At 67.5% G+C, this 19,741-nt stretch carries 35 protein-coding genes; 33 read left to right on the top strand and 2 right to left on the bottom strand.

Annotated features, from left to right (window positions below; genetic code table 11):
• The first annotated feature begins 132 nt into the window (after window positions 1–132).
• The 24 genes from rpsJ to map all read left to right on the top strand — a co-directional run bounded on the left by rpsJ (window position 133) and on the right by map (window position 12,948).
• Window positions 133–438 carry a 30S ribosomal protein S10 gene (gene rpsJ / locus QYS60_RS22925; RefSeq protein WP_003938093.1) on the top strand — a complete coding sequence of 102 codons (306 nt, stop codon included), beginning with the start codon at window positions 133–135 and terminating at the stop codon, window positions 436–438.
• Window positions 439–483: 45 nt separating this feature from the next.
• Window positions 484–1,137, top strand: a complete 654-nt coding sequence (gene rplC, locus QYS60_RS22920; RefSeq protein ID WP_003938092.1) for a 50S ribosomal protein L3 — start codon at window positions 484–486, stop codon at window positions 1,135–1,137.
• Window positions 1,134–1,817, top strand: a complete 684-nt coding sequence (gene rplD, locus QYS60_RS22915; RefSeq protein ID WP_003938091.1) for a 50S ribosomal protein L4 — start codon at window positions 1,134–1,136, stop codon at window positions 1,815–1,817. Before rplC ends, rplD begins: the two co-directional genes overlap by 4 nt.
• Window positions 1,814–2,119 carry a 50S ribosomal protein L23 gene (gene rplW / locus QYS60_RS22910; RefSeq protein WP_003938090.1) on the top strand — a complete coding sequence of 102 codons (306 nt, stop codon included), beginning with the start codon at window positions 1,814–1,816 and terminating at the stop codon, window positions 2,117–2,119. The genes rplD and rplW overlap by 4 nt, the downstream gene beginning before the upstream one ends.
• A gap of 37 nt (window positions 2,120–2,156) precedes the next feature.
• A complete protein-coding gene (gene rplB / locus QYS60_RS22905) occupies window positions 2,157–2,990 on the top strand; it encodes a 50S ribosomal protein L2 (protein WP_003938089.1) in 834 nt (277 codons plus the stop codon).
• A 19-nt stretch (window positions 2,991–3,009) separates the two neighbouring features.
• A complete protein-coding gene (gene rpsS, locus QYS60_RS22900; RefSeq protein WP_003938088.1) occupies window positions 3,010–3,291 on the top strand; it encodes a 30S ribosomal protein S19 in 282 nt (93 codons plus the stop codon).
• Entirely contained in the window at window positions 3,288–3,686 is a 399-nt protein-coding gene (rplV, locus tag QYS60_RS22895; protein WP_026137933.1) for a 50S ribosomal protein L22, read from the top strand. Before rpsS ends, rplV begins: the two co-directional genes overlap by 4 nt.
• Window positions 3,686–4,483 carry a 30S ribosomal protein S3 gene (rpsC, locus tag QYS60_RS22890; RefSeq protein WP_003938086.1) on the top strand — a complete coding sequence of 266 codons (798 nt, stop codon included), beginning with the start codon at window positions 3,686–3,688 and terminating at the stop codon, window positions 4,481–4,483. Before rplV ends, rpsC begins: the two co-directional genes overlap by 1 nt.
• Before the next feature lie 3 nt (window positions 4,484–4,486).
• Window positions 4,487–4,903 carry a 50S ribosomal protein L16 gene (gene rplP / locus QYS60_RS22885; RefSeq protein ID WP_003938085.1) on the top strand — a complete coding sequence of 139 codons (417 nt, stop codon included), beginning with the start codon at window positions 4,487–4,489 and terminating at the stop codon, window positions 4,901–4,903.
• Entirely contained in the window at window positions 4,903–5,139 is a 237-nt protein-coding gene (gene rpmC, locus QYS60_RS22880) for a 50S ribosomal protein L29 (protein ID WP_003938084.1), read from the top strand. The genes rplP and rpmC overlap by 1 nt, the downstream gene beginning before the upstream one ends.
• Complete coding sequence (gene rpsQ / locus QYS60_RS22875) at window positions 5,136–5,420, top strand: 30S ribosomal protein S17 (RefSeq protein WP_040783378.1); 285 nt, start codon at window positions 5,136–5,138, stop codon at window positions 5,418–5,420. Before rpmC ends, rpsQ begins: the two co-directional genes overlap by 4 nt.
• 296 nt (window positions 5,421–5,716) lie before the next feature.
• A complete protein-coding gene (gene rplN, locus QYS60_RS22870) occupies window positions 5,717–6,085 on the top strand; it encodes a 50S ribosomal protein L14 (RefSeq protein WP_003938082.1) in 369 nt (122 codons plus the stop codon).
• Complete coding sequence (gene rplX, locus QYS60_RS22865) at window positions 6,085–6,402, top strand: 50S ribosomal protein L24 (RefSeq protein ID WP_003938081.1); 318 nt, start codon at window positions 6,085–6,087, stop codon at window positions 6,400–6,402. The genes rplN and rplX overlap by 1 nt, the downstream gene beginning before the upstream one ends.
• Before the next feature lies 1 nt (window position 6,403).
• Window positions 6,404–6,970: a 50S ribosomal protein L5 gene (gene rplE, locus QYS60_RS22860; RefSeq protein WP_003938080.1), complete on the top strand. Its 567-nt coding sequence runs from the start codon at window positions 6,404–6,406 to the stop codon at window positions 6,968–6,970.
• Between the two features lie 4 nt (window positions 6,971–6,974).
• The gene (locus QYS60_RS22855) at window positions 6,975–7,160 is read left to right on the top strand and encodes a type Z 30S ribosomal protein S14 (protein ID WP_003938079.1); all 186 of its coding nucleotides are present in this window, start codon (window positions 6,975–6,977) and stop codon (window positions 7,158–7,160) included.
• Between the two features lie 184 nt (window positions 7,161–7,344).
• Window positions 7,345–7,743 (top strand): 30S ribosomal protein S8, encoded by a 399-nt coding sequence (gene rpsH / locus QYS60_RS22850; RefSeq protein ID WP_003938078.1) that lies wholly within the window; start codon window positions 7,345–7,347, stop codon window positions 7,741–7,743.
• A gap of 14 nt (window positions 7,744–7,757) precedes the next feature.
• Entirely contained in the window at window positions 7,758–8,297 is a 540-nt protein-coding gene (gene rplF / locus QYS60_RS22845) for a 50S ribosomal protein L6 (RefSeq protein WP_003938077.1), read from the top strand.
• Between the two features lie 2 nt (window positions 8,298–8,299).
• Complete coding sequence (gene rplR / locus QYS60_RS22840) at window positions 8,300–8,707, top strand: 50S ribosomal protein L18 (protein ID WP_054371930.1); 408 nt, start codon at window positions 8,300–8,302, stop codon at window positions 8,705–8,707.
• A 31-nt stretch (window positions 8,708–8,738) separates the two neighbouring features.
• A complete protein-coding gene (rpsE, locus tag QYS60_RS22835; RefSeq protein WP_003938075.1) occupies window positions 8,739–9,389 on the top strand; it encodes a 30S ribosomal protein S5 in 651 nt (216 codons plus the stop codon).
• Complete coding sequence (gene rpmD / locus QYS60_RS22830; protein WP_003938074.1) at window positions 9,389–9,589, top strand: 50S ribosomal protein L30; 201 nt, start codon at window positions 9,389–9,391, stop codon at window positions 9,587–9,589. Before rpsE ends, rpmD begins: the two co-directional genes overlap by 1 nt.
• Window positions 9,586–10,029: a 50S ribosomal protein L15 gene (gene rplO / locus QYS60_RS22825; RefSeq protein ID WP_003938073.1), complete on the top strand. Its 444-nt coding sequence runs from the start codon at window positions 9,586–9,588 to the stop codon at window positions 10,027–10,029. The genes rpmD and rplO overlap by 4 nt, the downstream gene beginning before the upstream one ends.
• A gap of 247 nt (window positions 10,030–10,276) precedes the next feature.
• A complete protein-coding gene (gene secY / locus QYS60_RS22820) occupies window positions 10,277–11,590 on the top strand; it encodes a preprotein translocase subunit SecY (protein ID WP_003938072.1) in 1,314 nt (437 codons plus the stop codon).
• Complete coding sequence (locus QYS60_RS22815; protein WP_289379203.1) at window positions 11,587–12,132, top strand: adenylate kinase; 546 nt, start codon at window positions 11,587–11,589, stop codon at window positions 12,130–12,132. The genes secY and QYS60_RS22815 overlap by 4 nt, the downstream gene beginning before the upstream one ends.
• Window positions 12,133–12,150: 18 nt before the next feature.
• Entirely contained in the window at window positions 12,151–12,948 is a 798-nt protein-coding gene (gene map / locus QYS60_RS22810) for a type I methionyl aminopeptidase (protein ID WP_289379202.1), read from the top strand.
• A gap of 81 nt (window positions 12,949–13,029) precedes the next feature.
• On the opposite strand, the gene dtd is transcribed toward map, so the two are convergent.
• A complete protein-coding gene (dtd, locus tag QYS60_RS22805) occupies window positions 13,030–13,467 on the bottom strand; it encodes a D-aminoacyl-tRNA deacylase (protein ID WP_289379201.1) in 438 nt (145 codons plus the stop codon).
• Window positions 13,468–13,637: 170 nt separating this feature from the next.
• On the opposite strand from dtd, the gene infA reads away from it, so the two are divergent.
• From infA to QYS60_RS22760, 9 genes are all read left to right on the top strand, one after another.
• The gene (gene infA, locus QYS60_RS22800; RefSeq protein WP_003886926.1) at window positions 13,638–13,859 is read left to right on the top strand and encodes a translation initiation factor IF-1; all 222 of its coding nucleotides are present in this window, start codon (window positions 13,638–13,640) and stop codon (window positions 13,857–13,859) included.
• A gap of 91 nt (window positions 13,860–13,950) precedes the next feature.
• A complete protein-coding gene (gene rpmJ / locus QYS60_RS22795; RefSeq protein WP_003938068.1) occupies window positions 13,951–14,064 on the top strand; it encodes a 50S ribosomal protein L36 in 114 nt (37 codons plus the stop codon).
• A 244-nt stretch (window positions 14,065–14,308) separates the two neighbouring features.
• Window positions 14,309–14,677, top strand: a complete 369-nt coding sequence (gene rpsM / locus QYS60_RS22790; protein ID WP_003938067.1) for a 30S ribosomal protein S13 — start codon at window positions 14,309–14,311, stop codon at window positions 14,675–14,677.
• Complete coding sequence (rpsK, locus tag QYS60_RS22785) at window positions 14,677–15,090, top strand: 30S ribosomal protein S11 (protein WP_003938066.1); 414 nt, start codon at window positions 14,677–14,679, stop codon at window positions 15,088–15,090. The genes rpsM and rpsK overlap by 1 nt, the downstream gene beginning before the upstream one ends.
• A 21-nt stretch (window positions 15,091–15,111) precedes the next feature.
• Window positions 15,112–15,717: a 30S ribosomal protein S4 gene (gene rpsD, locus QYS60_RS22780; protein ID WP_003938065.1), complete on the top strand. Its 606-nt coding sequence runs from the start codon at window positions 15,112–15,114 to the stop codon at window positions 15,715–15,717.
• A 102-nt stretch (window positions 15,718–15,819) separates the two neighbouring features.
• Window positions 15,820–16,881, top strand: a complete 1,062-nt coding sequence (locus QYS60_RS22775) for a DNA-directed RNA polymerase subunit alpha (RefSeq protein WP_003938064.1) — start codon at window positions 15,820–15,822, stop codon at window positions 16,879–16,881.
• Between the two features lie 31 nt (window positions 16,882–16,912).
• Complete coding sequence (gene rplQ / locus QYS60_RS22770; protein WP_003938063.1) at window positions 16,913–17,485, top strand: 50S ribosomal protein L17; 573 nt, start codon at window positions 16,913–16,915, stop codon at window positions 17,483–17,485.
• Between the two features lie 5 nt (window positions 17,486–17,490).
• Window positions 17,491–18,402 carry a tRNA pseudouridine(38-40) synthase TruA gene (gene truA, locus QYS60_RS22765; protein ID WP_289379190.1) on the top strand — a complete coding sequence of 304 codons (912 nt, stop codon included), beginning with the start codon at window positions 17,491–17,493 and terminating at the stop codon, window positions 18,400–18,402.
• 101 nt (window positions 18,403–18,503) lie between these two features.
• Window positions 18,504–19,496, top strand: coding sequence for an alpha/beta hydrolase family protein (locus QYS60_RS22760; RefSeq protein ID WP_289379188.1), 993 nt, complete (start codon window positions 18,504–18,506; stop codon window positions 19,494–19,496).
• A 5-nt stretch (window positions 19,497–19,501) separates the two neighbouring features.
• Here the strand turns inward: QYS60_RS22760 and QYS60_RS22755 are convergent, their stop codons facing one another.
• Window positions 19,502–19,669, bottom strand: a complete 168-nt coding sequence (locus tag QYS60_RS22755; protein WP_160320120.1) for a hypothetical protein — start codon at window positions 19,667–19,669, stop codon at window positions 19,502–19,504.
• Between the last annotated feature and the right edge of the window lie 72 nt (window positions 19,670–19,741).

The raw sequence follows: 19,741 nt of genomic DNA, 5'->3' as shown, positions 1-19,741 counted from the left end.
GGATCGGGTGCGCCCGGTCACGAGGTGTGGAGAGTGCTGTTCGTCGTCGCCGTTCGGGCGGAACTGTGCAGACGAGGTGGTTCCCGATTCGCTCGGGTGCTACGAAACGCGGCAAGAAAAGGACACATAAGCGTGGCGGGACAAAAGATCCGCATCAGGCTCAAGGCCTATGACCATGAGGCGATCGACGCATCTGCGCGCAAGATCGTCGAGACGGTGACCCGTACGGGCGCTCGCGTGGTCGGCCCGGTGCCGTTGCCCACCGAAAAGAACGTGTACTGCGTCATCCGCTCGCCGCACAAGTACAAGGACTCGCGCGAGCACTTCGAGATGCGGACTCACAAGCGGCTGATCGACATCCTCGACCCGACGCCCAAGACCGTCGACGCGCTCATGCGCATCGACCTCCCGGCGAGCGTCGACGTCAACATTCAGTGACTTTCGAGACCAGCGAGCTTGTAGAAGACGCAGCGGAGACAACACATGACTAACCAGATCAAGGGAATCCTGGGCACCAAGCTCGGCATGACCCAGGTCTTCGACGAGAACAACCGGGTCGTTCCGGTCACCGTCGTCAAGGCCGGACCGAACGTGGTCACCCAGATCCGTACCGAGGAGCGCGACGGCTACAGCGCCGTGCAGCTCGCCTACGGTGCGATCGACCCGCGCAAGGTCACCAAGCCGGTCGCCGGCCAGTTCGCGAAGGCGGGCGTCACCCCTCGTCGCCACATCGTCGAGCTGCGTGTCGACGACACCGACGGCATCGAGATCGGCCAGGAGCTCACCGCCGAGGTCTTCGAGGACGGCGCCTTCGTCGACGTCACCGGCACCTCCAAGGGCAAGGGCTTCGCCGGCACCATGAAGCGTCACGGCTTCGCCGGCCAGGGCGCCTCGCACGGTGCGCAGGCTGTGCACCGTCGTCCGGGCTCCATCGGTGGCTGCGCCACCCCGGGCCGCGTGTTCAAGGGAACCCGCATGTCCGGGCGCATGGGTAGCGACCGCGTCACGACGCAGAACCTCTCGGTCCACAAGGTGGACGCCGAGAACGGCCTGCTGCTGATCAAGGGTGCGATCCCGGGCCGCAAGGGCGGCGTCGTGATCGTCAAGACCGCAGTGAAGGGTGGTGCACGGGCATGACCAGCACCGAGACCGCAACCAAGCTGACGCTCGACGTCAAGGCTCCCGGCGGCCAGACCAACGGCACCGTCGATCTCCCCGCCGAGATCTTCGACGCCCCCGCGAACATCGCGCTGCTGCACCAGGTGGTCGTCGCGCAGCTCGCCGCGGCTCGCCAGGGCACGCACGCCACCAAGACCCGCGGCGAGGTCCGCGGCGGTGGCAGGAAGCCGTACCGCCAGAAGGGCACCGGCCGCGCCCGCCAGGGCTCGACCCGCGCGCCGCAGTTCGCCGGCGGTGGCACCGTCCACGGCCCGCAGCCGCGCGACTACAGCCAGCGCACGCCCAAGAAGATGAAGGCTGCCGCCCTCCGTGGCGCCCTCTCCGACCGGGCTCGCAACGAGCGCATCCACGTGATCACCGAGCTCGTCGCCGGGCAGGCGCCGTCCACCAAGGGCGCGCGTACCTTCCTCGCGGAGCTGACCGATCGCAAGAACCTGCTCCTCGTCGTCGGCCGTGAGGATCTCGCGGCGTGGAAGAGCGTGCAGAACCTGCAGAACGTGCACGCGATCGCTCCGGATCAGCTGAACACCTACGACGTGCTCTACAGCGACGACGTCGTGTTCAGCGTCGAGGCGCTCAACGCGTTCATCCACGGGCCGGCCGAGTCCGCCCAGGCAGAGAAGGAGGAGAGCAAGTGAGCACGATCGCGGATCCGCGCGACATCCTGCTGGCTCCGGTCATCTCCGAGAAGTCCTACGGGCTGATGGAGGAGGGCACCTACACCTTCCTGGTGCACCCGGACTCGAACAAGACGCAGATCAAGATTGCCGTCGAGAAGGTCTTCGGCGTCAAGGTGACCAGCGTCAACACCGCCAACCGTCAGGGCAAGCGCAAGCGGACCCGGTTCGGTTACGGCAAGCGCAAGGACACCAAGCGCGCGCTCGTGACCCTGTCGGCCGACAGCAAGCCCATCGAGATCTTCGGAGGGCCGGTCGCCTAGGCGGCCGGGACTCGAGAGATAGAGGACGAGAAGACTCATGGCAATTCGTAAGTACAAGCCGACAACCCCGGGTCGGCGTGGCGCGAGTGTCTCGGACTTCGCCGAGATCACCCGCTCGACGCCCGAGAAGTCGCTGGTTCGCCCGCTGCACGGCCGCGGTGGCCGCAACGCGCACGGCCGCATCACCACCCGGCACAAGGGTGGCGGACACAAGCGTGCCTACCGCCTGATCGACTTCCGCCGCAACGACAAGGACGGCATCCCGGCCAAGGTCGCTCACATCGAGTACGACCCCAACCGCACCGCCCGCATCGCCCTGCTGCACTACGTGGACGGCGAGAAGCGCTACATCATCGCCCCCAAGGGCCTGGTGCAGGGTGCTCCGGTCGAGTCCGGCCCGCAGGCCGACATCAAGCCCGGCAACAACCTGCCGCTGCGCAACATCCCGACCGGTACCACCATCCACGCGGTGGAACTGCGTCCGGGCGGCGGCGCCAAGATGGCCCGTTCCGCCGGCGCCAGCATCCAGCTGCTCGGTAAGGAAGGCACCTACGCCACCCTGCGTATGCCCTCCGGTGAGATCCGTCGCGTCGACGTGCGCTGCCGCGCCACCGTCGGCGAGGTCGGCAACGCCGAGCAGTCGAACATCAACTGGGGCAAGGCCGGCCGCATGCGCTGGAAGGGCAAGCGCCCGACCGTCCGTGGTGTGGTCATGAACCCGGTCGACCACCCGCACGGCGGTGGTGAGGGCAAGACCTCCGGTGGTCGCCACCCGGTCAGCCCGTGGGGCAAGCCCGAGGGCCGCACCCGCAAGAACAAGGCGTCCGACAAGCTCATCGTCCGTCGTCGCCGTACCGGCAAGAAGCGCTAGTCAAGGAGGGAGTTAGAGAATGCCACGCAGCCTCAAGAAGGGCCCGTTCGTCGACGACCACCTCCTGGCGAAGGTCGATACGCAGAACGAAAAGGGCACCAAGCAGGTCATCAAGACCTGGTCGCGCCGTTCCACCATTCTGCCCGACTTCATCGGTCACACGTTCGCCGTCCACGACGGTCGCAAGCACGTGCCGGTGTTCGTCTCGGAGTCGATGGTCGGCCACAAGCTCGGCGAGTTCGCGCCGACCCGTACGTTCAAGGGCCACATCAAGGACGACCGGAAGAGCAAGCGTCGATGAGCACTGAAACCACAAACAAGAGCGCTCGGGCTGTTGCGCGCCACGTGCGTGTGACCCCGATGAAGGCGCGTCGCGTCGTCGACATCGTCCGGGGCAAGACCGTGGACGAGGCTCTGTCGATCCTGAAGTTCGCGCCGCAGTCCGCGGCCGAGCCGGTCGCCAAGGTGATCGCGAGCGCCGCCGCGAACGCGCAGAACAACCTGGACCTCGACCCGAGCACGCTCGTCGTCGCCACGGCGTACGTCGACGAGGGCGCGACCCTCAAGCGGTTCCAGCCGCGTGCCCAGGGCCGTGCATTCCGCATCCGCAAGCGGACGAGCCACATCACCGTGATCGTCGAGAGCAAGGCGCCTGCGTCTGCTGGAAACCGTAACCGCCGGAAGGGAGCTCAATAGTGGGCCAGAAGATCAACCCGCACGGCTTCCGTCTGGGCATCACCACCGACTGGAAGTCGCGCTGGTACGCCGACAAGCAGTACGCGGAGTACGTGAAGGAAGACGTCGCGATCCGCAAGTTCCTGGCCACCGGCCTCGAACGGGCCGGCATCGCCAAGGTCGAGATCGAGCGCACCCGTGACCGTGTGCGTGTGGACATCCACACCGCGCGTCCGGGCATCGTCATCGGCCGCCGCGGCGCCGAGGCCGATCGCATCCGCGCCGAGCTCGAGAAGCTGACCGGCAAGCAGGTTCAGCTGAACATCCTCGAGGTCAAGAACGCCGAGTCCGAGGCCCAGCTGGTGGCGCAGGGCGTCGCCGAGCAGCTCTCGAACCGTGTGGCGTTCCGTCGCGCGATGCGCAAGGCCATCCAGTCGGCCATGCGTCAGCCCAACGTCAAGGGCATCCGGGTGCAGTGCTCGGGCCGCCTCGGCGGCGCCGAGATGTCCCGCTCGGAGTTCTACCGTGAAGGCCGCGTCCCGCTGCACACGCTGCGTGCGGACATCGACTACGGCCTGTACGAGGCGAAGACCACCTTCGGCCGCATCGGCGTGAAGGTCTGGATCTACAAGGGCGACATCGTCGGTGGCCGTCGTGAGCTGGCCGCTGCGGCCGCCGCCCCGGCCGACCGTCCCCGTCGCGAGCGTCCGAGCCGTCCCCGTCGTTCCGGTGCCTCGGGCACCACCGCGACGAGCACCGACGCCGGCCGCGCCGCCTCCGCCGATGCACCCGCTCCGACCGAGAATCAGGAGGGCTGACGCATGTTGATCCCACGGCGGGTCAAGCACCGCAAGCAGCACCACCCGAGCCGCTCGGGTGCCGCCAAGGGTGGGACCCAGGTGACCTTCGGTGACTACGGCATCCAGGCTCTCGAGCCGGCCTACATCACCAACCGGCAGATCGAGTCCGCTCGTATCGCCATGACCCGGCACATCAAGCGTGGCGGCAAGATCTGGATCAACATCTTCCCGGATCGCCCCCTCACCAAGAAGCCTGCCGAGACCCGCATGGGTTCCGGTAAGGGTTCGCCCGAGTGGTGGGTCGCGAACATCAAGCCCGGACGGGTGATGTTCGAGATGAGCTACCCGAACGAGGAGATTGCCCGCGAAGCCCTCCGGCGCGCGATGCACAAGCTCCCGTGCAAGTGCAGGATCGTGACGAGGGAGGAGCAGTTCTGATGGCTACCGGAACCCCCGCCACAGAGCTCCGCGAGCTGACCGAGGAAGAGCTGGTCACCAAGCTCCGCGAGGCGAAGGAAGAGCTGTTCAACCTTCGTTTCCAGATGGCCACCGGCCAGCTGGACAACAACCGCCGGCTGCGCGTCGTGCGCAACGAGATCGCCCGCATCTACACGGTGCTGCGTGAGCGCGAGCTCGGCCTGGCCTCCGGCCCGGATGCGGGTGACGCGGCATGAGTGAGGAAAAGGCAGTGACCCAGAAGGAAGAGCGCGGCAGCCGCAAGGTCCGCATCGGCTACGTTGTCTCCGACAAGATGGAGAAGACGATCGTGGTCGAGCTCGAGGACCGGGTGAAGCACCCGCTGTACGGCAAGATCATCCGCCGTACCACCAAGGTGAAGGCACACGACGAGAACGGCGTGGCCGGCATCGGCGACCGCGTGCAGCTGATGGAGACCCGTCCGCTGTCCGCGACCAAGCGGTGGCGTCTGGTCGAGGTGCTCGAGAAGGCCAAGTAAGCCCTCTCTCGCATCGTCGACGACGATCGAGTACGGCACCCACATCGCTCGCCTCGCGCGCGGTGTGGGTGCCGTCGGTCTTTCCGGGGGCGCCCTCGGGCGACACGCCCGGGTCCGGGGTAGGGAGCGACCTCACAGTTCGCGGATTTGCCCTGCATGAGGTATATCGCCTACCCTGGACGGGTTGCCTCACGGGACCCGTGTGTCTTGCGCGCGTGCGCCGTGGGCGACCGACGACCGCGTGCGTCCAGGTCGGAAATCTGACGTACACACCAATCCAGGTCAAGGAGAAGTAAGTGATCCAGCAGGAGTCGCGACTGCGCGTCGCCGACAACACGGGTGCCAAGGAGATCCTCTGCATCCGCGTTCTCGGTGGCTCGTCCCGTCGCTACGCCGGTATCGGTGACATCATCGTCGCCACCGTGAAGGACGCGATCCCCGGTGGCAACGTCAAGCGCGGCGACGTCGTCAAGGCCGTGATCGTGCGCACCGCCAAGGAGCGCCGCCGGCCGGACGGCTCGTACATCAAGTTCGACGAGAACGCCGCCGTCATCATCAAGGGTGACAACGACCCGCGTGGCACCCGCATCTTCGGCCCCGTCGGCCGCGAGCTGCGCGACAAGCGGTTCATGAAGATCGTCTCGCTCGCTCCGGAGGTGCTGTGATGAAGGTGCACAAGGGCGACACCGTGCTCGTCATCTCGGGCAAGGACAAGGGTGCCAAGGGCAAGGTCATCGCGGCCTACCCGAAGGAGAACCGGGTCCTCGTCGAGGGCGTGAACCGAATCAAGAAGCACACGGCGGTCTCGGCCAACGAGCGCGGCGCCTCTTCCGGGGGCATCGTGACGCAGGAGGCCCCGATCCACGTTTCCAACGTTGCGGTCGTCGACTCGGACGGCAATCCCACCCGCGTGGGCTACCGGACCGACGAGGAAACCGGCAAGCGCGTTCGGATTTCCCGGAAGAACGGGAAGGACATCTGACATGACCACCACCGAGAACAAGACCACACCGCGTCTGAAGACCCGGTACCGCGAGGAGATCCGCGACGCGCTGAACGCGGAGTTCGACTACGCGAACGTCATGCAGATCCCCGGCGTCGTGAAGGTCGTCGTCAACATGGGTGTCGGTGACGCCGCCCGCGACGCGAAGCTGATCAACGGCGCGGTCGCCGACCTGGCTCTGATCACCGGTCAGAAGCCGGAGATCCGCAAGGCCCGCAAGTCGATCGCCCAGTTCAAGCTGCGTGAGGGCATGCCGATCGGCGCGCGCGTCACGCTGCGCGGCGACCGCATGTGGGAGTTCCTGGACCGCCTGGTCTCCATCGCGCTGCCCCGTATCCGGGACTTCCGCGGCCTCAACGGCAACCAGTTCGACGGCAACGGCAACTACACGTTCGGCCTGAACGAGCAGTCGATGTTCCACGAGATCGACGTGGACAAGATCGACCGCCCGCGCGGCATGGACATCACCGTCGTCACGACCGCCACCAACAACGAAGAAGGCCGTGCCCTGCTCAAGCACCTCGGCTTCCCGTTCAAGGAGAACTGAGCCCATGGCTAAGAAGGCACTGGTCAACAAGGCCAACAAGAAGCCGAAGTTCGCGGTGCGCGCCTACACCCGCTGCCAGCGCTGCGGGCGCCCCCACTCGGTCTTCCGCAAGTTCGGACTCTGCCGCATCTGCCTGCGTGACATGGCACACCGCGGTCAGCTTCCGGGAGTTCACAAGAGCTCCTGGTGACGTGAACGGTGGACGACCGCACGGTCGTCCACCGTCACTCCTGTCAGGGGCCGGTCGCAACCGCGTCCGGTCCGCATGAAACCAAGTTCGTCGTAGGCCCACGGCCGGTCCGCGCCGGCGACACGTTCGTCGCCGCTGCCGGTGTTGCATGGGAACCGCAACGAGAAAGGTGAACAGGTCAGCCATGACCATGACCGACCCCATCGCAGACTTCTTGACGCGTCTGCGTAACGCCAACACGGCGTACCACGACGAGGTGAAGCTTCCCCACTCGAAGATCAAGGCGAACATCGCCGAGATCCTCAAGCGTGAGGGCTACATCGCCGACTTCCGCACCGAGGATGCCGAGGTGGGCAAGACCCTCGTCGTCAACCTCAAGTACGGCCCGTCCCGTGAGCGCAGCCTCGCCGGTGTGCGCCGCGTGTCGAAGCCCGGCCTGCGCGTGTACGCGAAATCCACCAACCTGCCCAAGGTCCTGGGCGGCCTCGGCGTGGCGATCATCTCCACGTCCTCCGGCCTGCTCACCGATCGCCAGGCGGCCAAGCAGGGAGTGGGCGGGGAAGTCCTCGCCTACGTCTGGTAAGGGAGGCCACCACAATGTCGCGTATTGGAAAGCTTCCGGTCACCGTCCCGTCGGGCGTCGAGGTGACCATCGACGGCCAGGACGTCGCAGTGAAGGGCCCCAAGGGCAACCTCTCGCTGACCATCGCCGAGCCGATCACCATCGCCAAGGGTGACGACGGCGCGCTCAACGTGAGCCGTCCGAACGACGAGCGTCGCAGCCGCGCGCTGCACGGTCTGTCGCGCACGCTCGTGCAGAACCTCATCGTGGGTGTCACCGAGGGGTACACCACGAAGATGGAGATCCACGGCGTCGGCTACCGCGTCGCGCTCAAGGGCAAGGACCTCGAGTTCTCGCTCGGCTACAGCCACCCGGTCCCGATCGAGGCCCCCGAGGGCATCACGTTCGCGGTCGAGTCGCCGACGAAGTTCTCGATCTCGGGCATCGACAAGCAGAAGGTCGGCCAGATCGCGGCCAACATCCGCCGGCTGCGCAAGTCCGACCCGTACAAGGGCAAGGGCATCCGCTACGAGGGCGAGCAGGTGCGCCGCAAGGTCGGAAAGACGGGTAAGTGATCATGAGCCAGACCGAGAACCAGAAGGCCAAGCGGATTCCGCTCGGCAAGGACGCGTCCACCCGGCGTCGGCTGTCGAAGCAGCGTCGGCACTTCCGTCTGCGCAAGAAGGTCGCCGGCACCGCCGAGCGTCCCCGTCTCGTCGTGAACCGGTCCTCGCGCCACATTCACGCCCAGCTGGTCGACGACCTGACGGGCACCACCCTGGCGGCGGCCTCGACCGTCGAGCCGGACGTGCGTGCGCTCGAGGGCGACAAGAAGGCGCGCGGCGCCAAGGTCGGCCAGCTGATCGCCGAGCGGGCCAAGGCTGCCGGCGTGGAGGCTGTGGTCTTCGACCGTGGCGGCCACACCTACAGCGGCCGGATCGCGGCCCTCGCAGACGCGGCTCGCGAAAGCGGGTTGAAGTTCTGATGACCATCTCTTCGAACGGAAGGAACGCCTGATGCCGGGACGTCAGCGGCGTGACGGCGGCAACGGCCCCGCCGGACAGAATGGCCCCAACACCGGGGACCAGCGTGGTGGTCGCGACCGCCGCGATCGCGACTCGCGCGGCGGCGGTGCCGCCGAGAAGTCGAACTACATCGAGCGTGTCGTCTCGATCAACCGTGTGTCGAAGGTCGTCAAGGGCGGCCGTCGCTTCAGCTTCACCGCACTGGTGATCGTGGGCGACGGCAACGGCCTGGTCGGCGTCGGCTACGGCAAGGCCAAGGAAGTTCCCGCGGCCATCCAGAAGGGTGTCGAGGAGGCTCGCAAGGGCTTCTTCCGCGTCCCGCTCATCGGCTCCACGATCACGCACCCGGTGCAGGGTGAGGCCGCGGCCGGCGTCGTCATGCTGCGCCCCGCCTCGCCGGGTACCGGTGTGATCGCCGGTGGTGCGGTGCGTGCCGTGCTCGAATGCGCGGGCATCCACGACATCCTGTCGAAGTCGCTCGGCAGCGACAACGCCATCAACGTCGTGCACGCCACCGTGGCCGCCCTCAAGCAGCTGCAGCGCCCCGAGGAAGTCGCGGCTCGCCGCGGTCTGGCCCTCGAGGACGTCGCACCTGCGGGCATGCTGCGCGCCCGGGCACAGGCCGCTGGGAGCGTGAAGTAATGGCAGAGCTGAAGATCACTCAGGTCAAGAGCACCATCGGCACCAAGTCGAACCAGCGCGACAGCCTGCGCACCCTCGGTCTGCGGAAGATCCGCCAGTCCGTGGTCCGCGAGGACAATGCGCAGAACCGCGGCTTGATCAACGTGGTGCGTCACCTCGTCGTTGTCGAGGAAGTCACTGCTGAGGAGGCCTCCAAGTGACAATCAAGCTGCACCACCTGCGCCCGGCTCCGGGCGCGAAGACGGACAAGACCCGCGTCGGCCGCGGTGAGGGTTCGAAGGGCAAGACCGCCGGTCGCGGTACGAAGGGCACCAAGGCGCGCAAGAACGTCTCGGCGGCCTTCGAGGGTGGCCAGATGCCGCTGCACATGCGGCTGCCGAAGCTCAAGGGCTTCAAGAACGCCTTCCGCACCGAGTACCAGGTCGTCAACGTCGGCGACATCGCCCGTCTCTTCCCCGAGGGTGGACAGGTCGGCGTCGACGAGCTCGTCGCCAAGGGCGCGGTTCGCAAGAACCAGCTCGTGAAGGTCCTCGGCGAGGGCGAGCTCACGGTGGCCGTGCAGGTGACCGCGAACAAGTTCTCCGGCTCCGCCAAGGAGAAGATCACCGCTGCCGGCGGCACCGCGACCGAACTGGCCTGACCGGTTCGCTCGTGCGTGACGCACAGCACACGAACGGCCGCACTGCAGCACGTGTTGCAGTGCGGCCGTTCGGCGTTCCCGCCCTGCCGGACACCGCACGGCGGCATCCTGTCGCCGCGGGGACGAGCAGCCCCGACCCGGCGCCACGGCACCGGTTCCGGGCGCGCTGCTAGAGTTCAAGAGTTGTCGACCGTCGGACCCCGCGCGTCGATCCACAGTCTCCCGTTTCGCCCTGCCAGGAGGATCTTTGCTTTCCGCCTTCGTCTCGGCCCTCAGGACCCCGGACCTGAGGCGGAAGATCCTCGTCGCGCTCGGGTTGGTGGCCCTGTACCGCCTCGGCGCGACGCTGCCGTCTCCGGGCGTCGACTACGGCAACGTGCGTGCCTGCATCGATCAGCTCAGCGGCGGGGACTCCGCCGGGATCTACTCGCTGATCAACCTGTTCTCCGGCGGCGCCCTGTTGCAGCTGTCGGTGTTCGCGATCGGCATCATGCCGTTCATCACCGCAAGCATCATCGTGCAGCTGCTGACGGTGGTCATTCCGCGCTTCGAGGAGTTGCGCAAGGAAGGGCAGGCGGGGCAGGCCAAGATGACGCAGTACACGCGCTACCTCGCGGTGGCGCTCGCCGTGCTGCAGTCCACCGGCATCGTCGCCCTCGCGGCGCGCGGGCAGCTGTTGCAGGGCTGTTCCGAACCGATCCTCGCCGACGACAGCATCTTCGGCATGGTCGTGATCGTGCTGGTCATGACGGCCGGTGCGGCGCTCGTCATGTGGTTCGGTGAGCTCATCACCGAGCGCGGCGTCGGCAACGGCATGTCGATCCTGATCTTCGCCGGCATCGCCTCGCGGCTGCCGTCCGAGGGCCGCACCATCCTCGAGTCCCGCGGCGGGCTGGTCTTCACGATCGTCCTCGTCGTCGCGCTGGTGGTCATCACCGGCGTGGTGTTCGTCGAGCAGGGCCAGCGCCGGATCCCGGTGCAGTACGCCAAGCGCATGGTGGGCCGGCGCATGTACGGCGGGTCTTCGACGTACCTGCCGTTGAAGGTGAACCAGGCCGGCATCATCCCGGTGATCTTCGCGTCGTCGCTGCTGTACCTGCCGAACCTCATCGCCCAGCTGACCGGAGCCACCTCGGCCACCGATCCGAGCTGGTGGCAGCGGATCATCAACGAGTACCTGGTGAATCCGAACAACCCGGTCTACATCGCGATCTACTTCGGGCTGATCGTCTTCTTCGTCTTCTTCTACGTCGCCATCACCTTCAATCCGGAGGAACGGGCCGACGAGATGAAGAAGTACGGCGGCTTCATCCCGGGCATCCGGCCGGGACGCCCGACCGCCGAGTACCTCAGCTACGTCCTCAACCGCATCACGGTGCCAGGTTCGCTGTACCTGGGTCTCATCGCGACGCTGCCCAACTTCTTCCTCTCGGGCAGCCAGACCGCCACCAGCATCTTCGGTGGCGCCGCGGTGCTCATTCTCGTCAGTGTCGCGCTGGACACTGTCAAGCAGATCGAAAGTCAACTCATGCAGCGCAACTACGAAGGGTTCCTCAAGTGAGACTTGTACTCCTCGGTCCGCCCGGTGCCGGCAAGGGCACGCAGGCCGCCATCCTGTCGGAGAAGCTCGGCGTCCCCGCGATCTCCACCGGGGATCTGTTCCGGGCCAACATCGGGCAGGGCACCCCGCTCGGTGTCGAAGCCAAGAAGTACATCGACGCCGGCGAGCTCGTGCCCGCCGAGATCACCAACAACATGGTGCGCGCCCGTCTCGCCGAGCCCGACGCGGTCGACGGCTTCCTGCTCGACGGCTTCCCCCGGAGCGTGGAACAGGCTCGTGAACTCGAGTCCATCCTGAAGGCCCTGGACACGAAGCTCGACGGCGTTCTCTCCTTCGACATCGACGAGGACGTCGTGGTCGAGCGGATGCTCGCCCGCGGCCGCGCCGACGACACCGAGGACGTCATCCGCAATCGGCTCCGGGTGTACCGCGAGGAGACGGCGCCGCTGCTCGACTACTACGCCGACGCGCTCGTCACGGTCGATGCCGTCGGCGAGGTCGACGAGATCAACGCCCGCGCCCTCGCGGCCCTCGGCAAGTAAGGACGCAGGAGCAAGACGATGGGTTTCGGGCGCAAGCGCAAGGTGGTTCCGTTCCGCACCGCCGGTGAACTCGATGCGATGGCGGCGGCGGGCGCTGTGGTCGGCGCCGCACTCGTGGCGGTCCGCGAGGCGGCGAAGCCGGGCGTGAGCACCCTGGAACTGGACCAGGTGGCGGAGGCGGTCATCCGTGACGCGGGGGCCGTCCCCTCCTTCCTGGGCTACCACGGGTTCACCGGCTCGATCTGCTCGTCGGTGAACGACCGCGTGGTGCACGGAATCCCCTCGGCGACGGAGATCCTCGCCGAGGGCGATCTCGTGTCGATCGACTGCGGCGCGATCCTCGAGGGCTGGCACGGCGACTCGGCGTGGACCTTCGGCGTCGGGGAACTCGCCGCCGCCGACGTCGATCTCAGCGATGCGACACGGCTGTCGATGGAGGCGGGCATCGCGGCGATGCTGCCGGACAACCGGCTCACCGACGTCTCGCACGCCATCGAGACCGGCACCCGCGAGGCCGAACGGTTGCACGGCCGGCGCTACGGCATCGTCGACGGATACGGCGGGCACGCCATCGGCCGCGAGATGCACATGGATCCGTTCCTGCCGAACGAGGGCGAGCCCGGGAAGGGGCCCCGCCTCGTGGTGGGATCCGTGCTCGCCATCGAACCGATGCTGACACTCGGTACCTACGAGACCGAGGTGCTCGACGACAAGTGGACCGTCGTCACGACCGACGGCAGCCGCGCCGCGCACTGGGAGCACACCGTCGCGGTGACCGAGGACGGTCCCCGCATCCTCACCCTGCGTCCGGAGTAGTGCGGCGGTGGTGGCGAGCGAATGTCTCGCTCGCTGCCCGACGAGCCGAACGAGACATTCGCTCGGGTCGCAGACCCCGGTTCACACCTCGACCAGGAGGGTGACCGGGCCGTCGTTCACCAGGCTCACCTCCATGTGCTCCCCGAAGACGCCGGTCTGCACGTCGGCGCCCAGCTCCCGCAGAGCCGACGCGAACTCGTCCACCAGCGGTTCGGCCACGGCGCGCGGTGCGGCGGCCGACCACGACGGGCGCCGGCTCTTGCGCGTGTCGGCCATGAGCGTGAACTGGCTGACCACGAGGATCGGGGCCGCCAGATCGGACGCCGACTTCTCGTCCTCGAGGATCCGCATCGTCCACACCTTCCGGGCCAGCGTCGCGGCCTTGGCCGCGTCGTCGTCGTGGGTCACGCCGACGAGCACGAGCAGGCCGTGACCGCCGACCGGGGGTGAGATCCGGGCGACCTCGCGACCGTCGACCGCGACGGCGGCACCCGTCACCCGCTGAAGCAACGCCCGCACGGCTGTCCTCCTGTATGTCGGCATTTGGCCCTGGTGGGAAAGTTCCCGTAGCATAGATCGATGGTGCGCCCTGCGCGCCGGTCTGCGGGTGTCCGCAGCCGGGCACGCCGAGCGTCACGGTAACGGACACCGATGCAACCACACGCCGAACAACACGGATCGCGGAGGATATGGCCAAGAAAGACGGAGCCATCGAGGTCGAGGGTCGAGTGATCGAGCCGCTGCCCAATGCGATGTTTCGCATTGAGCTCGAGAACGGTCACAAGGTCCTGGCTCACATCAGCGGCAAGATGCGTCAGCACTACATTCGCATCCTGCCCGAGGACCGGGTTGTCGTAGAGCTCTCGCCCTACGACCTGTCGCGTGGGCGCATCGTCTACCGCTACAAGTAAGAGCTTCCCCGGCCGCACGGTCGGGGAGAACCATGTCTGCAGCATGCCTCGTGCTCTGCGGCAGGCGTACACACAGGAGATCAGACGCACCGTGAAGGTTCAGCCGAGCGTCAAGAAGATCTGCGAGAAGTGCAAGGTGATCCGCCGTAACGGCCGGGTCATGGTGATCTGCGAGAACCTGCGCCACAAGCAGCGCCAGGGCTAGACCACCCGCTCTTCGACAGATCGGCTTGGCAACAAGCTAGAGAAGACCTTCCAGTACCAGTCGTTCGGTCACGATTCCCGATTCGTCGGGGAGCCGCGCGATACACCCCCGGTTCGGAGGCCGGGGCCCCACTGTGTTTCGGACTACCGGCGTTCCGGCTTCGGCCGGGCCGCGGGACCACACAGTTTCACGACGCAGGGGACGGGCTGGGAGCAGACCTCCGCACACCGAATAGGAATGCCACATGGCACGTCTCGCAGGTGTCGATCTTCCCCGCGAAAAGCGGATGGAGATCGCACTGACCTACATCTACGGCATCGGCCGTACCCGCTCGAAGGAGATCCTCGAGGCCACCGGCGTGAGCCCGGATCTGCGCAGCAAGGACCTCTCCGACGAGGATCTCGCCAAGCTGCGCGAGTTCATCGAGGAGACCTACAAGGTCGAGGGTGACCTCCGCCGCGAGGTCCAGGCGGATATCCGTCGCAAGATCGAGATCGGCTGCTACCAGGGCCTGCGACACCGTCGTGGTCTGCCCGTGCGTGGACAGCGCACCAAGACCAACGCCCGCACCCGTAAGGGTCCGAAGCGCACCGTCGCAGGAAAGAAGAAGTAATGCCTCCCAAGTCACGCAGCACCGGTCCCAAGAAGACCCAGAAGGCGCGCCGCAGGGACAAGAAGAACGTCCCGCACGGTGCCGCTCACATCAAGAGCACCTTCAACAACACGATCGTGTCCATCACGGACCCGAACGGCAACGTCATCTCCTGGGCGTCCTCCGGCCACGTCGGTTTCAAGGGTTCGCGCAAGTCGACCCCGTTCGCCGCGCAGCTCGCCGCCGAGAACGCTGCCCGCAAGGCGCAGGAGCACGGTGTCAAGAAGGTCGACGTCTTCGTGAAGGGCCCGGGCTCGGGCCGCGAGACGGCGATCCGTTCCCTCCAGGCCGCGGGCCTCGAGGTCGGCACCATCTCCGACGTCACCCCCCAGCCGCACAACGGCTGCCGTCCGCCCAAGCGGCGTCGCGTCTAACGGGAAAGGAAGGTTTGAATCATGGCTCGCTATACCGGTCCCGTTACCCGTAAGTCGCGTCGTCTGCGCGTCGACCTCGTCGGAGGCGACCAGGCGTTCGAGCGTCGCCCCTACCCGCCCGGCCAGCACGGCCGCGCGCGGATCAAGGAGAGCGAATACCTGCTCCAGCTGCAGGAGAAGCAGAAGGCCCGCTTCTCCTACGGCGTGATGGAAAAGCAGTTCCGTCGCTACTACGAGGAGGCCGCCGGCCGCCCCGGCAAGACCGGTGAGGTCCTGCTGACCATCCTCGAGTCGCGTCTGGACAACGTCGTCTACCGCGCCGGTCTCGCCCGGACCCGCCGTCAGGCCCGCCAGCTGGTGAGCCACGGCCACTTCCTGGTGAACGGCAAGAAGGTCGACATCCCCAGCTACCGCGTCTCGCAGTACGACATCATCGACGTCCGCGAGAAGTCGCTGGGCACACTGCCCTTCCAGGTGGCCCGTGAGACCCAGGGCGATCGTCCGATCCCGGGTTGGCTGCAGGTCGTCGGCCCGCGTCTGCGGGTGCTGGTCCACCAGCTCCCCGAGCGCGCGCAGATCGACATCCCGCTGCAGGAACAGCTGATCGTCGAGTACTACTCGAAGTAAGGCGCTTCGCGCCGTGGTGTCCTTCCGGTCCTCCCGAGGTCCGGGGGGACACCACATCCCGACCAGGGCGTCATATGGCGGACGCCCACAAGGAGGCACTCCATGCTCATCTCGCAGCGACCCACCCTCAGCGAAGAGGTCATCGCCGACAACCGCTCGAAGTTCGTCATCGAACCCCTCGAGCCGGGCTTCGGGTACACCCTCGGCAACTCGCTTCGTCGCACCCTGCTGTCCTCGATTCCGGGCGCGGCCGTCACCAGCATTCGCATCGACGGCGTGCTCCACGAGTTCACCACGGTTCCCGGGGTCAAGGAGGATGTCACCGACATCATCCTGAACCTCAAGGGCCTCGTGGTCAGCTCGGAAGAGGACGAGCCGGTCACCATGTACGTCCGCAAGCAGGGCCCCGGCACCGTGACCGCGGGCGACATCGTGCCCCCGGCCGGTGTCACCGTCCACAACCCGGACCTGCACATCGCCACCCTGAACGACAAGGGCAAGCTGGAGATCGAGCTCGTCGTCGAGCGCGGCCGCGGCTACGTCCCTGCCGTCCAGAACAAGGCGTCCGGCGCCGAGATCGGCCGCATCCCGGTCGACTCGATCTACTCGCCGGTGCTCAAGGTGACCTACAAGGTGGAGGCGACCCGCGTCGAGCAGCGCACCGACTTCGATCGGTTGATTCTCGACGTGGAGACCAAGAACTCGATCACCGCGCGGGACGCGCTCGCTTCGGCGGGCAAGACCCTGGTGGAGCTCTTCGGTCTGGCTCGTGAGCTGAACGTCGAAGCAGAAGGCATCGAGATCGGTCCCTCGCCCGCCGAGGCCGACCACATCGCCTCCTTCGGACTCCCCATCGAGGATCTCGACCTGACGGTCCGGTCCTACAACTGCCTCAAGCGCGAGGGTGTGCACACCGTCGGTGAGCTCGTGGCACGCACGGAGTCCGACCTGCTCGACATCCGCAACTTCGGTCAGAAGTCCATCGACGAGGTGAAGGTCAAGCTGCACTCGCTCGGCCTCTCCCTCAAGGACAGCCCCGCGTCCTTCGACCCGAGCACCGTCGCCGGCTACGACGCCGCGACCGGTACCTGGAGCGATACGGACGCCGGTTCCTTCGGCGACGCCGAGGGGAACGAGGACTACGCCGAGACCGAGCAGCTGTAGCAGCTCACGGTCCGTTACTAGGAGATTCATCATGCCCAAGCCCAAGAAGGGTGCCCGCTTCGGCGGGTCGGCCTCGCACCAGAAGGCGCTGCTGGCCAACCTGGCCACTGCGCTCTTCGAGCACGGCCGCATCACCACCACCGAGGCCAAGGCCAAGGCCCTGCGGCCCTACGCCGAGAAGCTCGTCACGCACGCGAAGGCCGGCACGCTGGCCAACCGTCGTGAGGTGCTGAAGGTCATCCGCAACAAGGACGTCGTCCACACGCTGTTCGCGGAGATCGGCCCGTTCTACGAGGACCGCAACGGCGGCTACACCCGCATCGTCAAGACGATGCCGCGCAAGGGTGACAACGCTCCCATGGCGATCATCGAGCTCGTCAAGGAGAAGACCGTCACCTCCGAGGCCGACCGCGCCCGTCGCGTCGCCGCCTCGCAGAGCGCGCCGGCCACCGAGGCCCCGGCCGAGGAGAACGTCGTCGAAGCCGTCGAGGCCGACGCCTCCGACGCGCAGGTCGAGAACGCGGACGCCGTCGTCGACGCGATCGAGGACGAGACCGCCACCGCGGCCGACGCCAAGGACGCCGACGAGGCCAAGAAGGACTAGTCCACTTGGTTTCGGCATCCGCTGAAGCGAACGAGCCCGTCGCCCCGAACCGGGGCGGCGGGCCCGTTGCTTTCGAGAACCCGTCCGCCGCAGGGGACAGCACCCGGCTGCGGCTCGACATCGCCTACGACGGCACCGACTTCTCCGGCTGGGCACGGCAACCCGGACGACGGACGGTGTGCGGGGAGATCGAAGAGAAACTCGGGGCGGTCGTGCGCGCACCGGTCCAGCTCACGGTCGCCGGGCGGACCGATGCCGGGGTGCATGCGTCCGGTCAGGTCGCGCACGTCGACGTCCCCGCCGCTGCCCTTCCGGACGACCTCGCCCGTCTGGTGCGACGGCTCGCGCGGTTCCTGCCGCGCGACGTCCGCGTCACCGGCATCTCCGTCGCCCCGCCGCACTTCGACGCCCGTTTCTCGGCGGTCCGCCGGCACTACGAGTACCGGCTCACCACCGCCGTCTACGGCGCCGAGCCGCTGCGGGCCCGCGACACCGTCGCCTGGCCCAAGCCGGTGGACGTCGACGCGATGCGTGCCGCGTCGCGGTCGCTGCTGGGCCTGCACGACTTCGCGGCGTTCTGCAAGCGGCGCGAGGGCGCGACGACGGTCCGCGAACTGCAACGCTTCGACTGGACGAGCACGGGGGACATCCTGACCGCGCACGTGAGCGCAGACGCGTTCTGCTGGTCGATGGTGCGCAGCCTCGTCGGGGCGGCGCTCGCAGTAGGGGAGGGGCGGCGCAGTGTCGAGTGGATGACCGCGCTGCTCGACGAACGGCAGCGCGCCGCGGCCGTGGCCGTGGCTCCGGCGCACGGACTCAGCCTCGTCGGCGTCGACTATCCCCCCGACGGCGAACTCGCGGCGCGCAACGCGGCCACCCGCGAGCTGCGCGGCCCCATCGGGCCCGGCTGCTGCTGACCCGCGGCCTTCCGGTGATATGTGCCTTCCGGTGATATGTTCCGACGAGCACCTCCCCCGGCCGGCCCGGCCGGGGGATCGGCATGTGAGAGGGAGGCGCAGTGCTCGACATGCCCGCGATCCGGCGACGCGGCGCGACGATCGCGGCGGCGCTGTTCGCCGCGGCGTCGCTGCTGACGGCGCCGGCGGCCGCCGAGCCGGCTCCGGCCGGGGCCTACGTCGATCACGTGGAGGAGCGGACCGCGCGCGACTGGGTGCTGCACGTGTACTCGCCGTCCATGGACCGGGTGATCCCGGTCGAGGTGATCCGGCCCGCCGACACTTCCGTTGCCCGGCCCACCTTCTACCTGCTCAACGGCGCCGGCGGGGGAGAGGACGCCGCGAACTGGCGCGAGCAGACGGACGTCCGCGAGTTCTTCGACGGCAGGAACGTCAACGTCGTCACCCCGGTGGGCGGCGCCTTCTCGTACTACACGGACTGGGTGCGTGACGACCCGAAGCTCGGCCGGCACCGATGGGCGACGTTCCTGACGTCGGAACTGCCGCCGGTCGTGGACGCGGCACTGGGCGCCGACGGTCGCAACGCCGTCGCGGGAATGTCCATGTCGGGCAGTTCGGTGCTGGCTCTCGCGCAGCAGGCGCCGGGACTGTACGAGGCGGTGGCGTCCTACAGCGGGTGCGCGCAGACGAGCAGCGATCCGGGACGCAGCTACGTCGAGGCCGTCGTCACGATCGGGGGCGGCGACGTCGAGAACATGTGGGGCCCGATCGGTGGCCCGGGGTGGATCGCCAACGACGCGGCGCTGAACGCGGAGAAGCTGCGCGGCACGACGCTGTACATCTCCTCCGGCGGTGGCCTGCCGGGCCCGCACGAGGCGGCCCTGGGTGGGCAGGTGGATCCGGTCGACCTGCTCGTCCTCGGATCCATCGAGGCGGCCACGGCACAGTGCACCGAACGGCTGCGACGGACCTTCGACGAACTCGGGATCGCGGCGACCTTCAGCACAGCGGTGGAGGGCACGCACTCGTGGGGCTATTGGCAGGACGCGCTGCACGAGTCCTGGCCGATCCTCGAGGAGGCGATCGGCGCGTAGCGCGGTCAGGTCGTGACCATCCGGAGCAGCGCCGCCGCCGCGCGGAACGGCAGCGACAGCAGTCGCAGGAACAGGATCCCCAGTTCGGCGAGGGTTGCCACGACGTCCGCGGCATCGGCCGCCCGCTCCAGTCGGTTCGCGGCCCTGCGGCCCCGCCTGCGCTGTCTGTTCACCGGCGCACGGTAGCAGGCTCGCAGAATCTGACAGGAAGATGTTTCAGATTCCGCGGCGCGAGCTATCCGGGC

This window comes from Rhodococcus sp. GXMU-t2271 (assembly GCF_041414735.1).
GTDB classification, from domain to species: domain Bacteria; phylum Actinomycetota; class Actinomycetes; order Mycobacteriales; family Mycobacteriaceae; genus Rhodococcus; species Rhodococcus indonesiensis.
Note: the sequence above shows the minus strand (reverse complement) of the source record. Positions and strands in the feature narration are given on the sequence as shown.